General features: G+C 69.9%; 18 protein-coding genes and 1 other RNA gene. 6 read left to right on the forward strand and 13 right to left on the reverse strand.

From position 1 onward, the window contains the following. The 7 genes from QZ753_RS10415 to miaA form a co-directional block, all read right to left on the reverse strand. On the reverse strand, window positions 1–399 hold a 399-nt coding region (locus QZ753_RS10415), incomplete at its 3' end, for a pyridoxine 5'-phosphate synthase (protein WP_294643460.1). A gap of 93 nt (window positions 400–492) precedes the next feature. Then, on the reverse strand, window positions 493–1620 hold the full coding sequence (locus QZ753_RS10420) for an ATP-dependent RecD-like DNA helicase (RefSeq protein WP_294643462.1): 1128 nt from the start codon (window positions 1618–1620) through the stop codon (window positions 493–495). Between the two features lie 40 nt (window positions 1621–1660). After that, window positions 1661–2257, reverse strand: a complete 597-nt coding sequence (locus QZ753_RS10425) for a LysE family translocator (RefSeq protein WP_294643464.1) — start codon at window positions 2255–2257, stop codon at window positions 1661–1663. A 100-nt stretch (window positions 2258–2357) separates the two neighbouring features. Next, on the reverse strand, window positions 2358–2939 hold the full coding sequence (gene ilvN / locus QZ753_RS10430; protein WP_055890873.1) for an acetolactate synthase small subunit: 582 nt from the start codon (window positions 2937–2939) through the stop codon (window positions 2358–2360). A gap of 71 nt (window positions 2940–3010) precedes the next feature. Beyond that, window positions 3011–4804 carry an acetolactate synthase 3 large subunit gene (locus QZ753_RS10435; RefSeq protein ID WP_294643470.1) on the reverse strand — a complete coding sequence of 598 codons (1794 nt, stop codon included), beginning with the start codon at window positions 4802–4804 and terminating at the stop codon, window positions 3011–3013. Window positions 4805–5047: 243 nt separating this feature from the next. After that, window positions 5048–5887: a DUF1206 domain-containing protein gene (locus QZ753_RS10440; RefSeq protein ID WP_294643472.1), complete on the reverse strand. Its 840-nt coding sequence runs from the start codon at window positions 5885–5887 to the stop codon at window positions 5048–5050. A 54-nt stretch (window positions 5888–5941) separates the two neighbouring features. Continuing rightward, window positions 5942–6850 carry a tRNA (adenosine(37)-N6)-dimethylallyltransferase MiaA gene (gene miaA, locus QZ753_RS10445; protein ID WP_294643474.1) on the reverse strand — a complete coding sequence of 303 codons (909 nt, stop codon included), beginning with the start codon at window positions 6848–6850 and terminating at the stop codon, window positions 5942–5944. Window positions 6851–6871: 21 nt separating this feature from the next. Here miaA and serB point away from each other — a divergent pair, with 21 nt between their 5' ends. Both serB and QZ753_RS10455 read left to right on the forward strand, forming a co-directional pair. Then, window positions 6872–7753, forward strand: a complete 882-nt coding sequence (gene serB / locus QZ753_RS10450; RefSeq protein ID WP_294643475.1) for a phosphoserine phosphatase SerB — start codon at window positions 6872–6874, stop codon at window positions 7751–7753. After that, window positions 7753–8313: a GNAT family N-acetyltransferase gene (locus tag QZ753_RS10455; protein ID WP_294643477.1), complete on the forward strand. Its 561-nt coding sequence runs from the start codon at window positions 7753–7755 to the stop codon at window positions 8311–8313. The genes serB and QZ753_RS10455 overlap by 1 nt, the downstream gene beginning before the upstream one ends. On the opposite strand, the gene QZ753_RS10460 is transcribed toward QZ753_RS10455, so the two are convergent. The 5 genes from QZ753_RS10460 to QZ753_RS10480 all read right to left on the reverse strand — a co-directional run bounded on the left by QZ753_RS10460 (window position 8310) and on the right by QZ753_RS10480 (window position 13786). Beyond that, on the reverse strand, window positions 8310–9923 hold the full coding sequence (locus QZ753_RS10460; RefSeq protein WP_294643479.1) for a Do family serine endopeptidase: 1614 nt from the start codon (window positions 9921–9923) through the stop codon (window positions 8310–8312). The two genes, QZ753_RS10455 and QZ753_RS10460, sit on opposite strands and share 4 nt — an antisense overlap. Window positions 9924–10045: 122 nt before the next feature. Continuing rightward, window positions 10046–11086, reverse strand: a complete 1041-nt coding sequence (gene hflC, locus QZ753_RS10465) for a protease modulator HflC (protein WP_294643481.1) — start codon at window positions 11084–11086, stop codon at window positions 10046–10048. Further along, window positions 11083–12321, reverse strand: a complete 1239-nt coding sequence (gene hflK / locus QZ753_RS10470; RefSeq protein WP_294643483.1) for an FtsH protease activity modulator HflK — start codon at window positions 12319–12321, stop codon at window positions 11083–11085. Before hflK ends, hflC begins: the two co-directional genes overlap by 4 nt. Before the next feature lie 135 nt (window positions 12322–12456). Further along, entirely contained in the window at window positions 12457–12981 is a 525-nt protein-coding gene (locus tag QZ753_RS10475) for a dihydrofolate reductase (RefSeq protein WP_294643485.1), read from the reverse strand. 10 nt (window positions 12982–12991) lie between these two features. After that, a complete protein-coding gene (locus QZ753_RS10480; protein WP_294643487.1) occupies window positions 12992–13786 on the reverse strand; it encodes a thymidylate synthase in 795 nt (264 codons plus the stop codon). A gap of 105 nt (window positions 13787–13891) precedes the next feature. Here QZ753_RS10480 and ssrA point away from each other — a divergent pair. From ssrA to QZ753_RS10500, 4 genes are all read left to right on the forward strand, one after another. Next, window positions 13892–14250, forward strand: a transfer-messenger RNA (tmRNA) gene (ssrA, locus tag QZ753_RS10485). A 52-nt stretch (window positions 14251–14302) separates the two neighbouring features. Then, window positions 14303–14905: an SspB family protein gene (locus tag QZ753_RS10490; RefSeq protein WP_294643489.1), complete on the forward strand. Its 603-nt coding sequence runs from the start codon at window positions 14303–14305 to the stop codon at window positions 14903–14905. A gap of 13 nt (window positions 14906–14918) precedes the next feature. Further along, window positions 14919–15128: a DUF4169 family protein gene (locus QZ753_RS10495; RefSeq protein ID WP_294643493.1), complete on the forward strand. Its 210-nt coding sequence runs from the start codon at window positions 14919–14921 to the stop codon at window positions 15126–15128. After that, window positions 15125–15349 (forward strand): ribbon-helix-helix domain-containing protein, encoded by a 225-nt coding sequence (locus QZ753_RS10500; protein ID WP_294643490.1) that lies wholly within the window; start codon window positions 15125–15127, stop codon window positions 15347–15349. Before QZ753_RS10495 ends, QZ753_RS10500 begins: the two co-directional genes overlap by 4 nt. Window positions 15350–16045: 696 nt before the next feature. On the opposite strand, the gene QZ753_RS10505 is transcribed toward QZ753_RS10500, so the two are convergent. Continuing rightward, window positions 16046–19776: AsmA-like C-terminal region-containing protein (locus QZ753_RS10505; RefSeq protein WP_294643491.1), on the reverse strand; the 3731-nt coding region annotated here is incomplete at its 5' end.

Raw genomic sequence — 19776 nt, forward strand, 5'->3', positions numbered from 1 at the left:
CCGCATCCCCTCGCCCTTCAGCCGCTCGACGACGCCCTTGAGAAGCGTCGAATGGGCGGCGAAGTCCCAGCCGTGGTCGGAGGTCGGCTGGGACGGATCGTCGGGCACCAGCGTCACCTGCTCGGGCCGGCTGGCCAGCACGAGCTGGAGGAAGTCCTCGCTTGGGAACCCCTCGATGTTGAACTCGGCCTGCGGAAACTCCTCGTCGATGAGGCGCCGCAGGACCGGGAGGTCGGAAAAGCGGACGTGCCGCTGATCGGGGCGCGGGTGGACGGTCAGCCCATGCGCGCCCGCCTCCAGCGCGATGCGCCCGAAGCGCTCGACGCTCGGCCACGGCAGGTCGCGCCGGTTGCGCAGCATCGCGACCGCATTGAGATTGACCGACAGTTCGCAGGGCATCGGGTCGTCTCCTCCTCAGGGTCCGTCCCGGCGGACGGGCGGTGTTTGCCGTCGAACGATGCGCCCGGACCAAGGTTGCGGGCGCCGCAGGTCTCACTTCACGATGGTCAGGCGCTCGGCCGCGCGGGTGATGGCCGTGTAGAGCCAGCGCTCGCGCGAATCCTTGAAGGCCCAGCTCTCGTCGAACAGCATGACATGGTCCCACTGCGAGCCTTGCGCCTTGTGGACGGTCAGCGCGTAGCCGTAGTCGAAGTCGTCGTAGCGCTTCTTGGTGGCCCAGGGCACCTCGGCGCTCGGGTTCTCGAAGGCTTCCCGGAGAAGCTTGATCTTGGCCGCGCCCTTGTCGATGTCGTCGTCGTCCGGCTTGATGATGAGATTGGTGCCGGGCTTGGTCTTTTCGGGCGAGGCCGTCATCACCTGCCAGAGCGAGCCGTTCAGGAGCCCCTTGGCCGGGTCGTTGCGCAGGCACACGAGCTTGTCGCCCGACTGCGGCAATGGGCCGGTGAAGCCCTTCAGCTCGCGCAGGCGGTTGTTGTAGAGGCGGCGCGTGCGGTTGGTGCCGACCAGCACCTGATCGGCGGCCAGCACCTCGTCGCGATTTACCTCGCGCTTCGAGATGACCTTGGCGGCGCCGTGGTCGCCGAAGGCGAGCGGACGACCCTCTCGGGCCTCGAGTGCCAGCGCCAGGATGGGGTTGTCGCGCGCCTGCCGGTGGATCTCGGTGAGAAGGAAATCCGGCTCCGCCTCGGTGAAGAAGCCGCCGCCCGAGACCGGCGGCAGCTGCCCGGGATCGCCGAGGACCAGGATCGGCGTGCCGAACGACAGGAGATCGCGCCCCAACGCCTCGTCCACCATCGAGCACTCGTCGACGACGACGAGCTTGGCCTTGGCGACCGGGCTCTGGCGGTTGAGTGAGAAGGTCGGTGAGACGCGCGCCGTGCCCGTCGTCTCGTCGTCGGTCGCCTCCTCGCCGCGCGGGCGATAGATCAGCGAATGCAGCGTCTTGGCGGATTTCGCCCCTTTGGAGCGCAGCACCTGCGCGGCCTTGCCGGTGAAGGCGGCGAACTGGACGCCGCCCTCGATGCCTTCGGCGAAGTGGCGCGCGAGCGTCGTCTTGCCGGTGCCGGCATAGCCGAAGAGGCGGAAGATCGGCTGGTCGCCGCGCTTCAGCCAGTCGGCGACGCGCGTCAGGGCCTCGTCCTGTTGGGGTGAGAATTTCATGGGGCTCGGCGTCGCAGAATTCGGCCCCCGCGGCAAGCCGTCAGCGAAGGAGCGGCCAGAGCGTTGCGACGAGCGCCAGACCCATGACGAGGTTGAAGACGCGCAGGCGCCGGGGATCGGCGAGGAAGTTTCGAAGGCCCATGCCGAACCCCGTCCAGATCACTGCGGTCGGGATGCCGACGAGGAGGAACGCCGCCACCACGACCAGCATGGAGAGGACCGGCGCATCGGCGCTGACATAGGCGCCCATGGCGACGAGCGCCATCGCCCAGCCCTTCGGGTTGACGACCTGGAACAGGGCGGCCTGGCCGAAGGTGATCGGCTTCTCCGCGCGGGCGCCCGAGCCCATCGAGGCCTTGGAGAAGGCGATCTTCCAGGACAGCCACAGGAGATAGGCGGCGCTCGCGATCTTCATGGCGAGCTGCAGGCCGGGCGCGGAATGGAGGAGCGCGCCGAGCCCGGCACCGACCGCGAGAAGCAGAAGACCGAAGCCGAGTTCGATCCCCAGCATGTGCGGAATGGTGCGGCGGAAGCCGAAGTTCACGCCCGACGTCATCAGCATCAGGTTGTTGGGCCCCGGCGTCAGCGAGGAGACCACGGCAAAGGTGGTGAGCGCGAGAAGGACATCGGGCGACATCGTCGGGCATCCGGTTGGTGATGGGCGCAAGGGATCGCGCCCGGCCGGCGGCCGGGCGGGACGACGAAGGCGATGCGGCCGGCGGCGCGCCGCCCGGCGGTCAGGCCTCGATGATCGGGTCCTTGCCGCGGCTCATGGCGGCGACACCGGTGCGGCAGACCTCGACGAGGCCAAGCGGCGCCATGATCTGGATGAACTTCTCGATCTTCGACGTTTTGCCGGTAATCTCGAAGACGAAGTGGTCGGTGGTGCTGTCGACCACCTTGGCGCGAAACACGTCGGCAAGACGCAGCGCCTCGACGCGGTCGTCGCCCGCGCCCGCCACCTTGACCAGCGCGAGCTCGCGCTCGATCGGCCCGTCCTCGCCCTGCCCCGTCGCGGTCTTGGTGAGATCGACGACCCGGTGCACCGGCACGATGCGGTCGAGCTGGCTCTTCACCTGCTCGATGACGCCCGGCGCACCGCGCGTCACCACGGTGATGCGCGACAAGTGCTTGTTGTGGTCGGTTTCCGAGACTGTCAGGCTCTCGATGTTGTAGCCGCGGCCCGAGAACAGGCCGATCACCCGCGCCAGCACGCCCGGCTCGTTGTCCACCACGATCGACAGGGTGCGCGAGACGACCGGCGGCTTGTCGTCGGTGATGAAGTAGGCGGAGGCGGGCGGCTGAAGCGGAAGGTTCATGGATCTTTCCCGAGGAAATCGGCGCGGCAGTCGTGAGGAGATCGGCGGGGCTTATGCCCCGCCCGTTGCGCTTACACCAGCGCCTTGCCCTTGGCGTCGATGGCGTTGGCGACGGCGTCGTCGCTTGCCTCGTCGGGGAGTAGGATCTCGTTGTGCGCCTTGCCCGACGGGATCATCGGGAAGCAGTTGGTGAGGTTGGCGACGCAGCAGTCGACGATCACCGGACCGTCGGTGTCGATCATCGCACGGATACCGGCGTCGAGGTCGCCCGCGCTCTCGATGCGGATGCCCGTGCCGCCGTAGGCCTCGGCGAGCTTCACGAAGTCCGGCATCGCCTCGGAGTACGAGTTCGACAGCCGGTTGCCGTGGAGCAGCTGCTGCCACTGGCGCACCATGCCCATGTACTGGTTGTTCAGGATGAACACCTTGACCGGCGCGCCGTGCTGGACGGCGGTCGAGAGCTCCTGCGTCATCATCTGGATCGAGGCGTCGCCGGCGATGTCGATGACGAGCGCATCCGGGTGCGCGATCTGGACGCCGACGGCGGCCGGCAAGCCGTAGCCCATGGTGCCCAGGCCCCCCGAGGTCATCCAGCGGTTGGGCTCCTCGAAGCCGTAGAACTGCGCGGCCCACATCTGGTGCTGGCCGACCTCCGTGGTGATGAAGGTCTTGCGGTCCTTCGTCAGCTCGTAGAGGCGCTTGACCGCGTGCTGCGGCAGGATCAGGTCGCCCTCCTGACGGTAGGCAAGGCAGTTGCGCGCCTTCCAGCCGGCGATCTTGCCCTTCCATTCTGACAGCGCCTCGCGGTCGGCGGTGTCGCCCGTCTCGCGCCAGACGTCGATCATCGCCTCCAGCACGTGGGCGACGTCGCCGATGATCGGCAAGTCGACACGCACGTTCTTGTTGATCGACGAGGGGTCGATGTCGATGTGGATCTTCTTCGATCCCGGCGAAAAGGCGTCGAGGCGGCCGGTGATCCGGTCGTCGAAGCGCGCGCCGATGCAGACCATGACGTCGCAGCCGTGCATGGCGAGGTTGGCCTCGTAGGTGCCGTGCATGCCGAGCATGCCGAGCCAGTTCTCGCCCGATGCCGGATAGGCGCCGAGGCCCATCAGGGTCGAGGTGATCGGGAAGCCGGTCATCGCGACGAGCTCGCGCAGGAGCTTCGAGGCCTCCGGCCCGGAATTGATGACGCCGCCGCCGGTGTAGAGGATCGGGCGCTTGGCGCTCTTCATCAGCTCGACGGCCGCGCGGATGCGGCCGAGATCGGCGTCGAGCTTCGGCTGGTAGCGCTGCGTGGCACGCGAGAGCGAGGGCGTCGTGTAGGTGCCGGTCGCGAACTGGACGTCCTTTGGGATGTCGACGACGACCGGGCCCGGACGGCCCGAGGTCGCGACATGGAAGGCCTCGTGCAGGATTTCGGCCAGATCCTCGACGCTCTTCACCAGCCAGTTGTGCTTGGTGCAGGGACGCGTGATGCCGACCGTGTCGCACTCCTGGAACGCGTCCGAGCCGATCAGCGTCGTCGGGACCTGGCCGGTGATGCAGACGAGCGGGATGGAGTCCATCAGCGCGTCCTGCAGCGGCGTCACCGCGTTGGTCGCGCCGGGGCCCGAGGTCACCAGCATGACGCCCGGCTTGCCGGTGGAGCGGGCATAGCCTTCGGCCGCGTGGCCGGCGCCCTGCTCGTGGCGGACCAGGATGTGCTTGACGTCGGACTGCTGGAACAGCGCGTCGTAGATCGGAAGGACGGCGCCGCCGGGATAGCCGAAGAGATGCTCGACGCCGTGATCCTTCATCGCCTGAACCACCATCTGGGCTCCGGTCATCTGGCGGACGGTGGTCTCGATCGTCATCTGGTTCATGGCTCGGCCTGCTCGTGTTGGGTGCCGGCTTTTCTGGGCTGCGGCGCGTTCTTCGGAAAATTCAGGCAATAAAAAAAGGCCCTTCGAGGGGCCTTGGGATGCGCACACGTGGCAGGAGCCGGACGGTCGTTAGACCGCCTCGCGTGTGCGCCTGCTTACGAGAATGAGCGTGATCGTCTGCATGAGGCGGGACCTTAAGGAGCGTTCACACAAGCGTCAAGCGTCGCCGGGTTCTTTTTCGCCTCATGCGCCCATGCGCTTCAAGGCGTCGGTCGGATCGAGGTCGGGCGAGCGGATATGGCCGTAGCGCGACAGGATCAGCGCGTAGGCGCCGAAGGCGACGAGGCCGAGCCCGGTGCCCGACAGGAGCAGCCAGCCGTAGGGCCAGGAACCGATGGCGACGAGCGCGTCCTCCAGCCCCGGCATGTGGTCGGGCGACCAGCGTGAGGCGCCGGTGAAGAACAGGAACGCGAGCGCCGCGAACACCAGCGCGCGCGCCGCGATCCCGAAGCGGCACACGGCCGTCATCCAGTGGGCATGAGCCGGCGGCAGGCTCAGGAATCGCAGGAAGGAGCCGCTCCAGGCCTTCTTCGCCTGGCTGCCGGCGACACCGAGCATCACGATCCCGGCGGGAACGGTGAACCAGGGTCCGAACAGCGGCGCCCACTGGTTGAGAAGGCCGCCGCCCCCGCCGTCGCTCGTCGACAGGCCGAACAGGAGGGATGCGGCATAGAAGGACAGGAAAAGGTAGGTGAGGCCGGAAAAGAAGCGGCCGATGCGCGTCGCGATGCCCTTGGCGCCGGTTCCGTATCCGTCGGCGTCGAAGATCGCCTGCACGAAGCGCCAGAGCGAGAAGCAAGGCAGAGCGACGGCGAGGAGCACCAGAAGGACCCCGCCGAGCGGCGAGGCGACGATGCGGCTGATCGCGTCCTCCTCGCTCAAGGTCCCGCCGCCGGTGGCAAACGCCGTGCGGAACGCGAAGGTGCCGATCACGATGAAGACGGCTGCCCGCGCGAGATAGCCGAGCCGCGCGCCCTTCTCGATGGCGTCGCGATGGTCGCGCACGGGAAGGCTGGTCGACATTGGGGGCACTCCTTGTGGGCTTGCTAACGGCGGCGTTACCGGTCGGTTCCCGCGTCAGGCCTCCAGGTTGTAGCGCTCGGGGTCGTCCAGTCGATGCCAGTCCGGGCCGAACTGGTTGCGGAACCAGGTCTCCTGCCGCTTGGCGTATTGCCGGGTGCGGGTGACCGCGCGCTCGCGCGCAAGCGCGGCGGACAGACGCCCGTCGGCATGGTCGAGGAGCTCGCGAAGGCCGATCGCCTGCGCGGCGAGGCCCTGCATCGCATCCGGTCCCCGCTCCCGGAAGGCCAGTGCTTCAGCTGAGGCGCCCTCGGCCAGCATTGCGTCGAAGCGATCGGCGATGCGGGCGCGCAGCACGGCGCGGTTGGGCGCGAGGACGAGCTTCACGACGCCCTCTGCGGCCAGAAGAGGTTGCCCCGCATTGCGCCGGAGCGCGGCGAGCGGCAGGCCCGTCGCCTCGATCAGCTCCAGCGCACGCACGATGCGCGACGGGTCGCTCGGGCGGATCGTGCGTGCGGCCTCCGCGTCGCGCGCGACAAGTTCCCGGTGCAGCACTTCCGGGGCCTCGCTGGCACCGCGCGCGCGCCAGTGATCCCGGATCGCGTCCGGCACGGGCGGCAGGTCGTCGAAGCCGCCGAGCAGCGCCTTGAAGTAGAGCCCGGTACCGCCGCAGATGACGGGCACGAGACCGCGGGTCTCGAGTTCCTCAAGGAGAGGTTCCATCTCGCGAAGCCAGTGACCGGCGGAATAGGGGGCGGCGGGGTCGACATGGCCGTAGAGACGGTGCTCGATGCCCTCCATCTCGGCCTCCCCCGGCCGGGCGCTCAGAATGCGGAGCCCGTCGTAGACCTGCATCGAATCGCCGTTGACGACCACGCCGCCGACGGCGCGCGCCAGCCGCAGCGCCAGCCCCGACTTGCCGCTCGCAGTCGGCCCCGCTATCAGGATCGCCTTCGGTTTCTCCATCTGCGTCAGGTCGCCGCTTCCATGTTTGTCGTCACCCTCCTGTCGGCGCGGCGGGATCCGCGCGTCTCGCGCACCCTGGCCGAAACCGCCGCCGGCGAGATCGGCGAGGCGGACATCCACTGGCTGGAGGCCGACGTCGCCTGCGACCTCGTCACCGTCGAGCCGCTGAGCCCCGTCGTCCGGGAGCGCCTAGAGAGGCTGGCGCTCGACGAGGGCGTCGACTGCGTGGTGCAGGAGCAGGCGGGGCGCCGCAAGCGGATTCTCCTGGCCGACATGGATTCCACCATGATCGATCAGGAATGCATCGACGAACTGGCCGCTGCGATCGGCATCAAGGATCAGGTCGCCGCCATAACGGCGCGCGCGATGAACGGCGAGATCGCCTTCGAGCCGGCGCTGCGCGAGCGCGTGGCACTCCTGAAGGACCTCCCCGTCTCCACCATCGCCGACGTCATCGCCCACCACATCACGCTTAGCCAGGGCGGGGCGACGCTGGTGCGCACGATGAACCGCAACGGCGCCCACACGGCGCTCGTCTCCGGCGGTTTCACCGCGTTCACCTCTGTCATCGCCGAGCGCCTCGGCTTTGCCGAGAACCGCGCCAACGTCCTCGACGTGTCTGGCGACAGGTTGCGCGGCACCGTTGCGGAGCCGATCCTCGGCGCCGAGGCGAAGCTCGCCGCGCTGCAGGAGATCGCGGCCCGGCTCGGCACGACGCCGGCGGACGCGATCGCGGTCGGCGACGGGGCGAACGACCTGCCGATGATTCTCGCCGCCGGCACCGGCGTCGCGATCCACGCCAAGCCTGCGGTCGCCGCGCGCGCGCCGCTCCGGATCGACCACGGCGACCTCACGGCGCTCCTCTTCATCCAGGGCTACCGCGCGAGCGAGTTCGTCGACTGATGGACGGCCTTCGGACCGAGCGGCTCACCCTGCGCCGCTGGCGCGAGGACGACCGCCCGGTCTTCCATCGTCTCAACGCCGATCCCGTCATCATGCGCTTCTTCGACAAGCGCATGAGCCGCGAGGACGCCGACGCCACGATGGACCGCTGGAACATCGGTCTCGACCGGGACGAGATGAGCTTCCTCGCCGCCGAGCGCCGGTCCGACGGCAGGGTCGTCGGTACGATCGGGCTCGCGCCCATCACCGAAGACATCTACGCCTTCGCGCCGACCGTCCAGATCGGCTGGCGTCTCCTGCCGGACGCGGAAGGACAGGGCTATGCCAGCGAGGGGGCGCGGGCCTGCCTCGCCTACGGGTTCGACTCGCTGGCGCTGCCCGAGATCGTCGCCCAATGCGTCGTCGACAACCGCCCGTCTGAAGCGGTGATGCTGCGGCTCGGCATGACGCGCCGCGGCACCTTCGACCATCCGAAGGTGTCGGCGGACACCCATCCGCACCTCGTCCGCCACAGCCTTTACGGCCTGACGGCCGACAAGTGGCGCGAGACCCGCCGCTAGTCGATCGGCACGACCGTGAAGCGCAGGTCGCCGGCGCGGTCGGCCAGCAGCAGGAGCGCGTTGCGGCGGCCGTCGGCCTTCAGCTTGGTCAGCTTCTCGCGCGCGTCGGCGGCATCCTTCACCGCCTCCTGGCCGATCTCCTTGATCACCGTTCCGGGCTCGATGCCCTTCTCGCCGGCCGCCGAGTTCGGCGCGACCTCGGTCACGAGAACGCCGGTGAAGTCGTCGGCGAGGTCGAAGCGCTTCTTCAGCTCGTCGCTGGCGTCGGACAGCTGAAGACCGAGCGTGGCGTTCGGCGCGGGCGCCTCGGGCGCTGCGGCATCGGCGTCGGTGGGCGTGTCGTCCTCGCCCGTGTCGGTCTCGTCGGCGTCCTCCAGCCGGCCAAGCGTCACCTTGACGCTGACGGGCTTGGCCGGTGCGTCGAGGCTCTCCTTGCGCAGGATGTCGAGCGTCACGGTCTTGCCGATCTCGGTCTCGGCGACGATGCGCGGCAGGTCGCGCGAGGTCGCGATCTCGCGCCCGTCGAAACGGGTGACGACGTCGCCGATCTCGATCTGGCCGTTGTCGGCGGGCCCCTCCGGGATGATGCCCATGACGAGGGCGCCGCGCGCGCTGGGCAGGCCGAGGCCTTCGGCGATCTCGTCCGTCACCTCCTGAAGCCGGATGCCGAGCCAGCCGCGCCGCGTCTCGCCGTACTGGCGCAGCTGGTCGACGACGTTCTGGGCGAGCAGCGCGGGGATCGCGAAGCCGATGCCGATGGAGCCGCCCGTCGGCGAGATGATCGCCGTGTTGATGCCGATGACGTTGCCGTACATGTCGAACAGCGGACCGCCGGAGTTGCCGCGGTTGATGGCGGCGTCCGTCTGGATGAAGTTGTCGTAGGGGCCGGCCTGGATATTCCGCCCGCGCGCCGACACGATGCCGACCGTGACCGAGCCGCCGAGGCCGAACGGATTGCCGATCGCCATCACCCAGTCGCCGATGCGCACGGCGTCGCTATCGCCGAACTTCACGGAGGCGAGCGGCGTAGACGATTCCACTTTCAGGACGGCAAGATCGGTCTTCGGATCGACGCCGACCACGGTGGCGTCGAGCTGACGTCCATCGGCGAAGTTGACCGTGATCTCGTCGGCATCGGCGATGACGTGGTTGTTGGTCACCACGATGCCGGACGGGTCGAGCACGAAGCCCGAGCCGAGCGACTGGACGCGGTTCTCGCCGTCGCCTTCCTTCCCGTTCAGGAGGTCGTTAAAGAAATCCTGCAGCGGCGAGCCGTCGGGCGCCGTCAGCGGCGGCGTCGCGTTGCGCGGCGGCCCGCCCTCGACCTTCTGCGAGGTCGAGATGTTGACGACGGCGCCGAGCAGCCGGTCGGCGAGATCGGCGACCGATGCCGGGCCGACCATGCGCGGCTGGGCGGAGCCCGGCTGGGCCAGCACCCCGGGCGCGGCCGGATCGATCGTCGCGGCGGTCGGCGGCTGCGGCGCGATCGGCTGCCCCTCGGACGGCGGGGCGATCACCCCTTGCGCCGCGCCGGGACCCGCGCCGATGGCCAGGAGCGCGAGCGACGCTCCGGCGAGCGAAGAGGCGAGGCGTGCGTTGGTGCGAAGCATCCGGGATCTTCCTCGGCCGGGGGCATGGGGCGGCGGGCCGCTGGAAAGAGGCAAGCCGATAAAAGCGTTGGAATCAAGAAGCCCGCCGCTGGGGACGCGGCGGGCTCTCGAGGTCGGACCGGTCAGTTGGCCGGTGCGGGGGCCGCCGAAGCGGCGGGCGTGGCTGCCGGCGTCGCGGGAGCCGGTGCGGACGCGGCAGCGGGCGGTGCCGGGGGCGCAGCCGCAGGTGCGGCCGGTGCCAAGGGCGAAATGCTCGCGGTCGGTGCGCCGCCCGTCGCAGCGCCGGGTCCCCCGGCGTTGTCGAAGTAGCGGAAGAACTCCGAGTCCGGGCGCAGCAGCATCGTCGTGCCGCCGTTCTCCAGCGCCGTGCGATAGGCCTGCATCGCGCGGTAGAACTGGAAGAATTCCGGGTCGCGCTGGTAGGCGTTGGCGAAGATCGACGAACGCTCCGCCTCGCCCTCGCCCTGGAGCACCTCGGCATCGCGCCGGGCGCCCGCCACCGTCTCGGAGACCGAGCGATCGGTCGCGGCCCGAATCTCACGCGCCGACACCCGGCCACGGGCGCGAACCCGCTCGGCTTCCGCCAGACGCTCGGCGCGCATGCGGGCGAAGGTCTGCTGCGAGACGTCATCGGTGAGGTCGGTGCGACGGATGCGCACGTCCACCAGATCGATACCGAGCTGCGTGGCATCGGGGCGAATCTGGTCGCGAACCTCGACCATCATCTGCGCCCGCTCCTCGGACAGCGCCGATTCGAAATTGCGCAGACCGTAGACCCGGCGCACGGCCGCATCGAAACGGTTGCGCAGGCGCTGCTCGGCCTGATCCACCGAGCCCGACACGGCCTGACGGAAACGAGCGGCGTCATTGATGCGGTACACGAGGAAAGCGTCGACGATGTAGAAGGCGCCGCCCGAGACCTGGACACGCATGTTGTCGAGGTCGAGACGCAGCAGCCGGTTCGGCAGGACCTGGATGTTGTCGGCGCCCGCGAAGTTCAGCGGCAGCTTGAAGTAAAGGCCCGGCTCGGTGACGACGCGCTGGATCTGGCCGAAGCGCGTGACGACGGCCTGGTTGCCCTCGCGCACGATGAACACGGAATTGTAGAGGACGAACAGCGCGGCGAGGACGACCGCGAGCGAAGCGTAGACGCGGTTGCTCATCGGCCGGTCCCCTGGATGCTGGACAGGTTGGTGCCCTGCACGTTGCCGTTCTGGCCGGGCACAGGCACGCTGGAATCGGGCGTGTTGGTGTTGCTCGGCTGGATGGTGCGCGTGCCGCCGACGGCGTTGGGGCTCTGTGCGCCGGGGCGCGGCAGTTCGTTCAGCGGCAGGTAGGGCACGACGCCCTGTCCGCCGCCGGCCGCCGGGTCCATGATGACCTTCGACGAGTTGCCGAGAACGCCTTCCATCGTCTCGAAATAGAGGCGCTGGCGGGTGATCTCCGGCGCCTTCTCGTATTCGCCGAGGATGGCGGTGAAGCGCTGCGATTCGCCCTGCGCCTCCTGCACGACGCGGTTCTTGTAGGCGGCGGCGTCCTCGCGGATCTGCACCGCCTCGCCTTGGGAGCGGCCGAGCTGCTCGTTCTGGTAACGACGGGCCTCGTCGACGAACTGCGCCTCGTTCTGCTCGGCGCGCTGCACCTCCTCGAAGGCGTCGGCGACGTCGGACGGGGGCGCTGCGTCCTGGATGGTGATGGCGTTGACCTGAAGGCCGGCGCCGTAGGTGTTCAGCGTGTCCTGCGTGATCGCGCGGACCTGCTCGGCGATGCCGGCACGGTCATCGCGGAAGATATCCTCGACCGGACGGCGGCCGACGACCTCGCGCATGGCGCTCTCGGCCACTTGGCGCAGGAGCGCCGGCGGATCCTGCACGTTGAAGAGGAAGTTGTCGGGGTTCGCGACCTGATAGTTCACGGTGAACTGCACGTCGACGATGTTCTGGTCGCCCGACAGCATCAGGCCGGAGCCCTCGCCGCCCTGGTTGGAGCCGATCACCATCTGGCTTTCGGAGGTCTTCACGGTCTCGACCGTCTCGACGGGCCACAGCACGAAATGGAGGCCGGGCTCCGACAGCTGCTCGTTCGGCTTGCCGAACAGGAGTTCGACCCCGACCTCGTCGGGCTGCACGGTGTAGACGGCGTTCAGGAGCCAGACCACCGCAAGACCCGCGACGGCCAGACCCGCGATCGCCGCACCGCCGCCGGCGCCCTGGCCGCGGCCGCCGCCACCACCCGGCATCGCGCGGCGCAGACGGTCCTGGCCCCGACGCAGGATGTCCTCGAGATCAGGCGAGTTGTTGTTGCCGCCGGGGCGCTGTCCTTGCGGTCCCTGCCCCCAAGGGCCGCCGCCACCGCCGCCTTTCCAGCCGCCGTTCCCCGTCTGATTGCTCCAGGGCATGGATGTCCTTCCGTCCGAACTTTTCGCACGCGCCCCGGAAATCCGGCACGCCGCGTCGTCAACTCCTTATAGGAACCGCAAAATCGCGTTTCAACGCGCGTCACGGGCGAATGATCGGCGGCTCTCCTGCCATGGTTAGCGCGGCGAGGACGCCCGCTCCCAGCGCTCGTAGCGCGTCGCCGCGCTGTCGCGCGGGTCGGCGGCACCGCTCTCCTGCGCCACCAGTTGGAAACCGGCGGCGGCAAGGTCGGGAAAGAAGGCGTCTCCGGCGGGCGCGGCCTCGATCACCGTGCGCTCGACGCGGGTCGTCCGCGGCAGGAACTCGCGGTAGATCTCGGCGCCGCCCGCGATCACGATTTCGTTCGCGCCGCGGCGATCCGCCGCTTGAGCTGCGAGCGCCAGCGCCTCGTCCGGGGACTTCGCCAGAATCGCCCCTTCGAACGGCAGGTCGGACGCGCGGGTGAGGACGATCGTGTCGCGCCCCGGCAGGACGCGGCCGATCGATTCGAGCGTGCGCCGCCCCATGATCATCGGCTTGCCCATGGTGAGAGCGCGGTAGCGCTTGAGGTCGGACGGCACCGACCAGGGCATGCCGCTGAGATGACCGATCACGCCGTTGGCGGCGGTCGCGACCACCGCGACGAGGGGACGCGCGCTCATCTCGCCCCTCTCAGACCGCGACGGGCGCGGCGATGTGGCCGTGCGCCTCGTAGCCCTCGATCGCGATATCCTCGAAGCGGAAGGCGAAGAGGTCGGTGACGTCCGGGTTCAGCTTGAGACGCGGCAGCGGCAGCGGCGCGCGCGTCAGCTGCAGGCGGGCCTGCTCGAGGTGGTTGTGGTAGAGATGGGCGTCGCCGAGCGTATGGACGAAGTCGCCGGGCTCTAGCCCCGTCACCTGCGCCACCATGTGCGTCAGGAGCGCGTAGGACGCGATGTTGAACGGCACGCCGAGGAAGATGTCGCCGGATCGCTGGTAGAGCTGGCAGGACAGGCGCCCGTTCGAGACATAGAACTGGAACAGACAGTGGCATGGCGGCAGCGCCATCTCGTCCACCATGGCCGGGTTCCAGGCCGAGACGATGAGGCGGCGCGAGTTCGGGTTCTTGCGGATCTCGCCGACGACGTTCGCGATCTGGTCGATGTGCCCGCCCCGCCCGTCCGGCCAGGAGCGCCACTGCGAGCCGTAGACGGGGCCGAGATCGCCGTTCTCGTCGGCCCACTCGTCCCAGATCCGCACGCCGTTGTCCTTGAGATAGGCGATGTTGGTCTCGCCCTTCAGGAACCAGAGAAGCTCGTGGATGATCGAGCGCAGATGCAGGCGCTTGGTGGTGACGACCGGAAAGCCCTCGGAAAGATCGAAGCGCATCTGGTGGCCGAAGACGCCGCGGGTGCCCGTGCCGGTGCGGTCGCCGCGGTCCGTGCCCTCGTTCAGCGCGCGGGCGAGAAGGTCGAGATAGGCGCGCATGGGCACTCCGGCATCGCAATCACGGCCCGATGGATCGACCCTTTGCGGCGCGGAGTCGAGTCCCTTCCGCGTCTTTGCCGCGATCGGCGAGCAAAACGGATTTCCCGTCTTTTCAGCGGCGCGCCAAAACCCTATATTCGGCGGGCCGGGGCTTGCTCCGGCTATGGCGATAAACGGCCGATGGAATAAACCTTTCGGACCCGGGGGCGGTACCCGGCGCCTCCACCTGAGCCCAGCCCTCGCGCTGGTCTGAGGCGGGGGCGAAATAGGATCGACGAGGGTGTAAAGATCGTTCTTTCGCTCGGCATTGTACCACCGTTATCGGGCTAAAAAAGTAGTTGCCAACGACAACTATGCGGAAGCCCGTCTCGCCGCCTAACGCGGTGCGATAGCTTCAAATCAAGCCCTGAGGGTTCGCACTTTCAGGCGGGGCTCGGAGGTGCCTGGCAACAGAAACCTCCACTTCCTTTCGGGCCCCGTCGCCCGCAGTCGAGCGTTGCGAATTCAGGACCACCGATGGGCCAGGACCTTATCCGATACGATGTTCTGGCGCAGGACGCCCTGCGCGGCGTGATCCGCAAGGTGCTGGGCGAGGTCGTTAAGACCGGCCTGCCCGGCGAGCACCACTTCTTCATCACCTTCCTGACCTCGGCGCCCGGCGTGCGCCTGTCCTCGCGCCTGCGCGAGAAGTATCCGGAGCTGATGACGATCGTCATCCAGCACCAGTACTGGGACCTCACCGTCAACGACAACGCGTTCGAGGTCGGCCTGTCCTTCTCCGACATTCCCGAGCGCCTGCTGATCCCCTATTCGGCGATCCGCGGTTTCTACGACCCGGCGGTCAATTTCGAACTCGAGTTCGATGTGCGCGACATGGATGCCGCCAATTCGCAGGACGAAGCCGGTGCTCCCGCGCCGACCGCCCTCGCCCCGGTGTCGCCGAACGCCACCGCCGTGAAGCCGCTGCCGACCAAGGCCGCGCCCGCCGCCAAGCTGCCTGCCAAGCCGGCCAAGGAGGCGAAGTCCGAGACGGGCGACGCTGCCGCCGACGAAAAGGCGCAGGCCGAGAAGGCTTCGGCCGACGTCGTGTCGCTGGACGCCTTCCGCAAGAAGCCCTGACCCGTTGGGCGACGTGATCAACCTTCGCCTCGCCCGCAAGCGCGCCGCGCGCGCGGCCGATGCGGAGGCGGCGGAGCGTAACCGCGCCCGCCACGGGATCGCTAAGCCCGAGCGCGACGCGGCCCGCCGCGAGACAGAACGCGCCGAGCGCCTCCTCGACGGGGCGCGGCGCGAGCCCCCTGCCGAAGACGGTCGCGAGACGGACGACCCGCCCGCGCCATGACCGAAAAGCGCTCGCTGTCGATCCGGGGACACCGCACCTCGATCAGCCTCGAGGACGCGTTCTGGGTGGAACTTCGTGCCATCGCGGCCCGCCGCCACACCAGCCTCGCCGCCCTGATCGCCGAGATCGACGCCGACCGGACCCCGGACACCAACCTCTCCTCGGCGATCCGCCTCCGCGTGCTGGCGGACGCGTTGTCCCGCGCCAAGGCCGACGTCTGACCGGCGGCCGATCGCCGTTCCAGCCAACCTTTTGCGTCGGTCAGCGCCGCAGGCGATCGACAGGCCGGACGCCGGTCCCGCCGAGAACCTGACGCAACGGGTTCGGCCCCGGTCCCTTGCATGTCACCTGAGCCTGAGCCCCGCGGTCTCGAGAGCCCGCTTGCGGGAGGCGAACCAGAGGCCTCCCATCGGGCGCTGGACGTCCACCGCCATCCGGTCGGACCAGTGGTCGACCCGGTCATGCGGCTGGATTTCAAAAGCCACCGGCCTTGGCTGCCATCCCAGTCTCGACTGCTCCGTTTTTATCAGGCGTCACCGTCGCCCTCTTCACGGCAGGTCCCGGCTCGTCGTGCGAGGCCATCAACGGTACGAAACGGCGGGCAGCGTTTTGCCGACACGAAAACCCGTCATCCATGTGATGCGAGACCGGCAGGTGCGACGATACGATGGTGCACCGGTGAAGGTCGGTTTGTCGCCCGAGGGCCGATGCCACCCTTTCCAACCCGCGACGAGTGCATTTTCCGTCCGGGTCGGATGGTCGGCACGGTGGTGATTTCCCCTGCTGGCGAGGCGCAAGGAGGAAGCGATGCCGTCGCATCGTGACCGACCGGCAACGCCGGCGCGGATCGAAAGCGCCCCGCGCGCACCCGGCGTCCGAAAGCCGATGACGATCCATCAACTCGGTCGGACAGCGCTCTAGAAGCCGTTGGGGTTCGAGACGCCCGGCAGCCCCCCGAAACCGGCGCCGGGCGCTGCGGCGGGCGGCGGCAGGGGCTGCAGTTCGAAATCGGACGGCGGGGGCCGGGAGGACGTCGAGGGCGCGGGGGGAAGCGCCTCCCGGGCCGCCTGCGCGGCGGCGGCGCGCGCCGCGTCCTCGCGCGCGGCAGCCTCTCGCGCCGCCTCCGCCCGGCGCGAGGCCTCGGCCTCGGCCTCCCGGCGCGCGGCAGCCTCACGCTCGCGCGCGGCGCGCTCGGCCTCCTGCCGGGCCGCCTCCTCGTGGGCGGCGGCCTCCTGCGCCTCGCGCTCCCGGCGGAAGGTGTCGCGCACCGTCTCGCGTTCGCGATAGACCCGCGCCTCGCGCCGCAGCCGGACGGTCTCGCGCAGGTCGTCCTCGATCGCCTCGATCCGCTCCTCCTCGCGACGGGCGCCGAGCGCGGAAAGATAGGTCGCGAGCGGCCGGATGTTCGTCTCGACGGTCGGCTCGGCGAGCGGGCCGGCGATGCGGTAGCCGACGCTCGGCGGCGCGTCCGCGATCGCATCGTCGGCAGGGGGAACGAGGGTGAGCGCGAGACCGGCATCGACGCGGCGCGAGCGAAGATCGAACGCTGCCGCCCCCTCCAGCGACGCACCGTCGAAGTCATGCTGCATCGGCGCGGTGCGCAGCACGCCGGCGCCCATCGTCCAGTCGGCGGAAAGCGTTCCGAGCGACGCGCTCGCCCCTTGCGACAATCGGTCGACCAGTGCGGCGACCGCAAGCTCGCCGGTCTCGAACCCTTCGCCCTCCGACGCCTCGAGGACCGGCGGCAGAAGATCCGGGCGAACGCCCGCAAGGCGCGCGCCCTCGACGCCGAGGCGTCCGCGCCCGTCGAGCGAGGCGAGGAGGGCCGGCCAGTTTTCGCCGCCACCCGACGCCGTGCCAGAGAGATCGAGCCGGCCCGCGAAGACGCCGTTCGCGGTTTCGATCGGCTGGCCGCCAAGGCGCATGTCGAGACGGGTCGACAGGATACCCGCCGCATTGCGAACCTCGCCGGAGCCCGTCAGTTGGCCGCCCGCGGCCGTCTCGGCGGCAAGGCCGGACAGGGCGAGGCGCGTTCCGTCGCCAGCGACGTCCGCCGTCACGTCGGACAGCGACAGCCCGAGCCCGGCCGCCCGGGCCACCGTGGCGGCGATCTGGAACTCGCGCGCCGGCAGAAGCGGTGAGGCGAACGGCGTCGGCGCATCGCCGCCCACGGCGTCGGCGAGTTCGATGCCCGTCACGAGCGTCCCCAACCAGTCGAGCGACAGCGCGGAGACGTCGAGCGTGCCGGTCACGGGCGCGCCCTTCGGGGCGGAGAGGGCGCCCGCGACCTGCGAGCCGTCGATCGTCGCGGCGAGGTCGCGGAGCGTCCAGCCGCCGTCCGCCCAGGACAGCCGCGCCGTGCCGGATGCCGGCAGTCCCTCCAGCGGCTGGCCGAAGGCGAGGCCGAGACGTGTCGCCCATGGGGCCGCATCCTCGCTCGCAAGGCGCAGCGACAGGTCGGCCGCCTGCAGGCCCTCGGCACCGATCGTCGCCGTCCCGTCCGCGGAGGCTTCGCTGCCGGTCGAGCGGAGGGTCAGCGACACGTCGGCCGCAGCGTCGGGCATGCCGGAGGCGGCGAGCGTCACGTCGAGCGGCATCGTCGCGCCGATCGGCAGGGGGGACAGGCCGGCCTGCGCCAGCAGCCGGTCCGCATCCGCCTGGGCGAGCGACAGGTCGAGGCCGAAGCGTCCGTTGCGCTCGGTGGCGGCGAGCCCGTTCTCGATCGCGAGCCGCAGCGCGATCTCGGTGCCTCCGGCGCTTCCCGACAGGTCGAGCGCGAGATCGTCGCGGCTGGCGCCTTGCGAGGTGGCCGTGCCCCCGAGCGTCAGGGGGCCGAGCGTCGGCGCGCGGCGCGACAGCGTCTCGGCGAGCGGGCTGTCCGGCAGGCGGCGGCGCAGGAACTCGGCAAGGCGAGACGGGTCCTCGGCCGAAACCTCGAGGCTGAGATCGGGGCGCAACGTCCCGAACGGGTCGAGAAGGGTCCCTTCGAGATGGATGTCGGCGCCCGCGAAGTCGCGGGCATCGAAGGCGGCGATGTCGACGAGGCCACGATCGAGCGACAGGTCGGCATCGAGCCCGGCGGCCTCGAAATCGCCGAACCGGGCGGCGCCGGAAGAGAACTGCACCTCGAAGCGTTCGCCCTCGCGCGGCGCGCCTTCCCGCAGGGCCAGGAGCCGCGCGAGCGCCGCGACCGGCTCGAGGTCCACGCCCTCGCCCGTCAGATCGATCGCGGTGTTGCGGCCCTCCGGCCGGACGGCGCGGCGGATCGAGCCCTTCAGGCTCTGGCCGTCGAGGTCGATCTCCAGCTTGTCGAAGCGCTGGTCGGTCGGCGTCAGCTCGACGTCGGCGGAAAAGCCGGCGCGCTGGAGGCGCGCCAGCGCCGGGTCGGAAACACCGGCTGCCCAGCCGAGGAACGCGGCCGGCTGGCGCGCGGCGACGAGCAGGTCGCCGCGGAAGCCGGGCTCGTCGTCGGTGCGCAGGACACCCGAAGCCTCCACCAGCGTGCGGCCGGGAAGCTCGGCCGAGAGCGACTGGAGGGACCAGCCCTCGGTCGCGGGCGAGCCGGCCAGCGAGACGTTGCGGATCGTCGTGTCGCCGACGGTGACCAGCGGCAGGGCGAGGCGCACGCGGCCCGGCATGCGCGGCGTCGGCAGCCGCGCGAGGGCTGCGCGCAGGGCCTCGATCCGGGCCGCCAGTCCCGGTGCCTCGCCGCTCGGGGCGCTGGGCGGTGCGATGCGATCGACGTCGATCGCCTGGCCGTCGAGCTGCAGGTCGAAGCGCGGGATCGACCCGATGTCGATCAGCGCCGAGCCGGTCGCGACATAGGGCTGCTGCGGATCGCCGACCTCGGCCCTGAGATCGGTCGCGCGCAGCGAGGTCGGCGTCAGGTCAAGCCGGGCGGTCATGCGCGAGGGCGGCAGGATCGCCGGCGGCTTGCCGTCACGGCTCGCCGCCGGGTCGATCGGGCTCGAGACGCTGAGCGTCCCGCCGGCCAGGGGCTCGCCGTCGATCGTCGACACGACCGCGTCAAAGGCGGCGCGCGTGTCGAGACGCTGCGAATCGATCGTCAGGCGGGCGGCGAGCCGCCCCTCCCCCGCCCCCGTGCCGGTCGAGAGGGAGACGGCCAAGGGCTCGCCGTCGGCGAGCAGCGTCGCGCTGCCGGCAAAGGGCCCGCGCAGCGACTGCGCCGAGAGGATACCGTTGACGTCGGTCAGCGCGATGCGGCGTCCCGAGCGGCGGTCGAGGAAAAGCGCCGAACCGTCGGCCACCACGATGCGCTCCAGCACGACCGTTTCGCGCGGCGGCGCGGCACCCGGCCCGACCGGCCAGCGGATCGCGCCGTCCGGCTCGACCGGCAGGCTCAAGGCCGGGCCGTCGATCTGCATGTCGAAGATGCGGATCTCGCCCGACAGGTAGGGCGCCAGTTCGGCATCCATGCGGAAGGCGCGCGCGGTCAGCACCGGATCGGCCGGATCGTCGCCGACGACGACATCGGTAAAGGACAGGGATGGGAACGGCAGAAGCCGGGCCGAGGCCGTGCCGCGCACCGCGACGCGCTGGCCGAGAATGCGCGACGCCTCGGCCTCGAAGCTCGCGCGGTAGTTCGTCCAGTCGATGAAGGAGGGGCCGACGAGAAGCGCGAGGAGGA

Source organism: uncultured Aureimonas sp. (assembly GCF_913775355.1).
Lineage (GTDB): Bacteria > Pseudomonadota > Alphaproteobacteria > Rhizobiales > Rhizobiaceae > Aureimonas.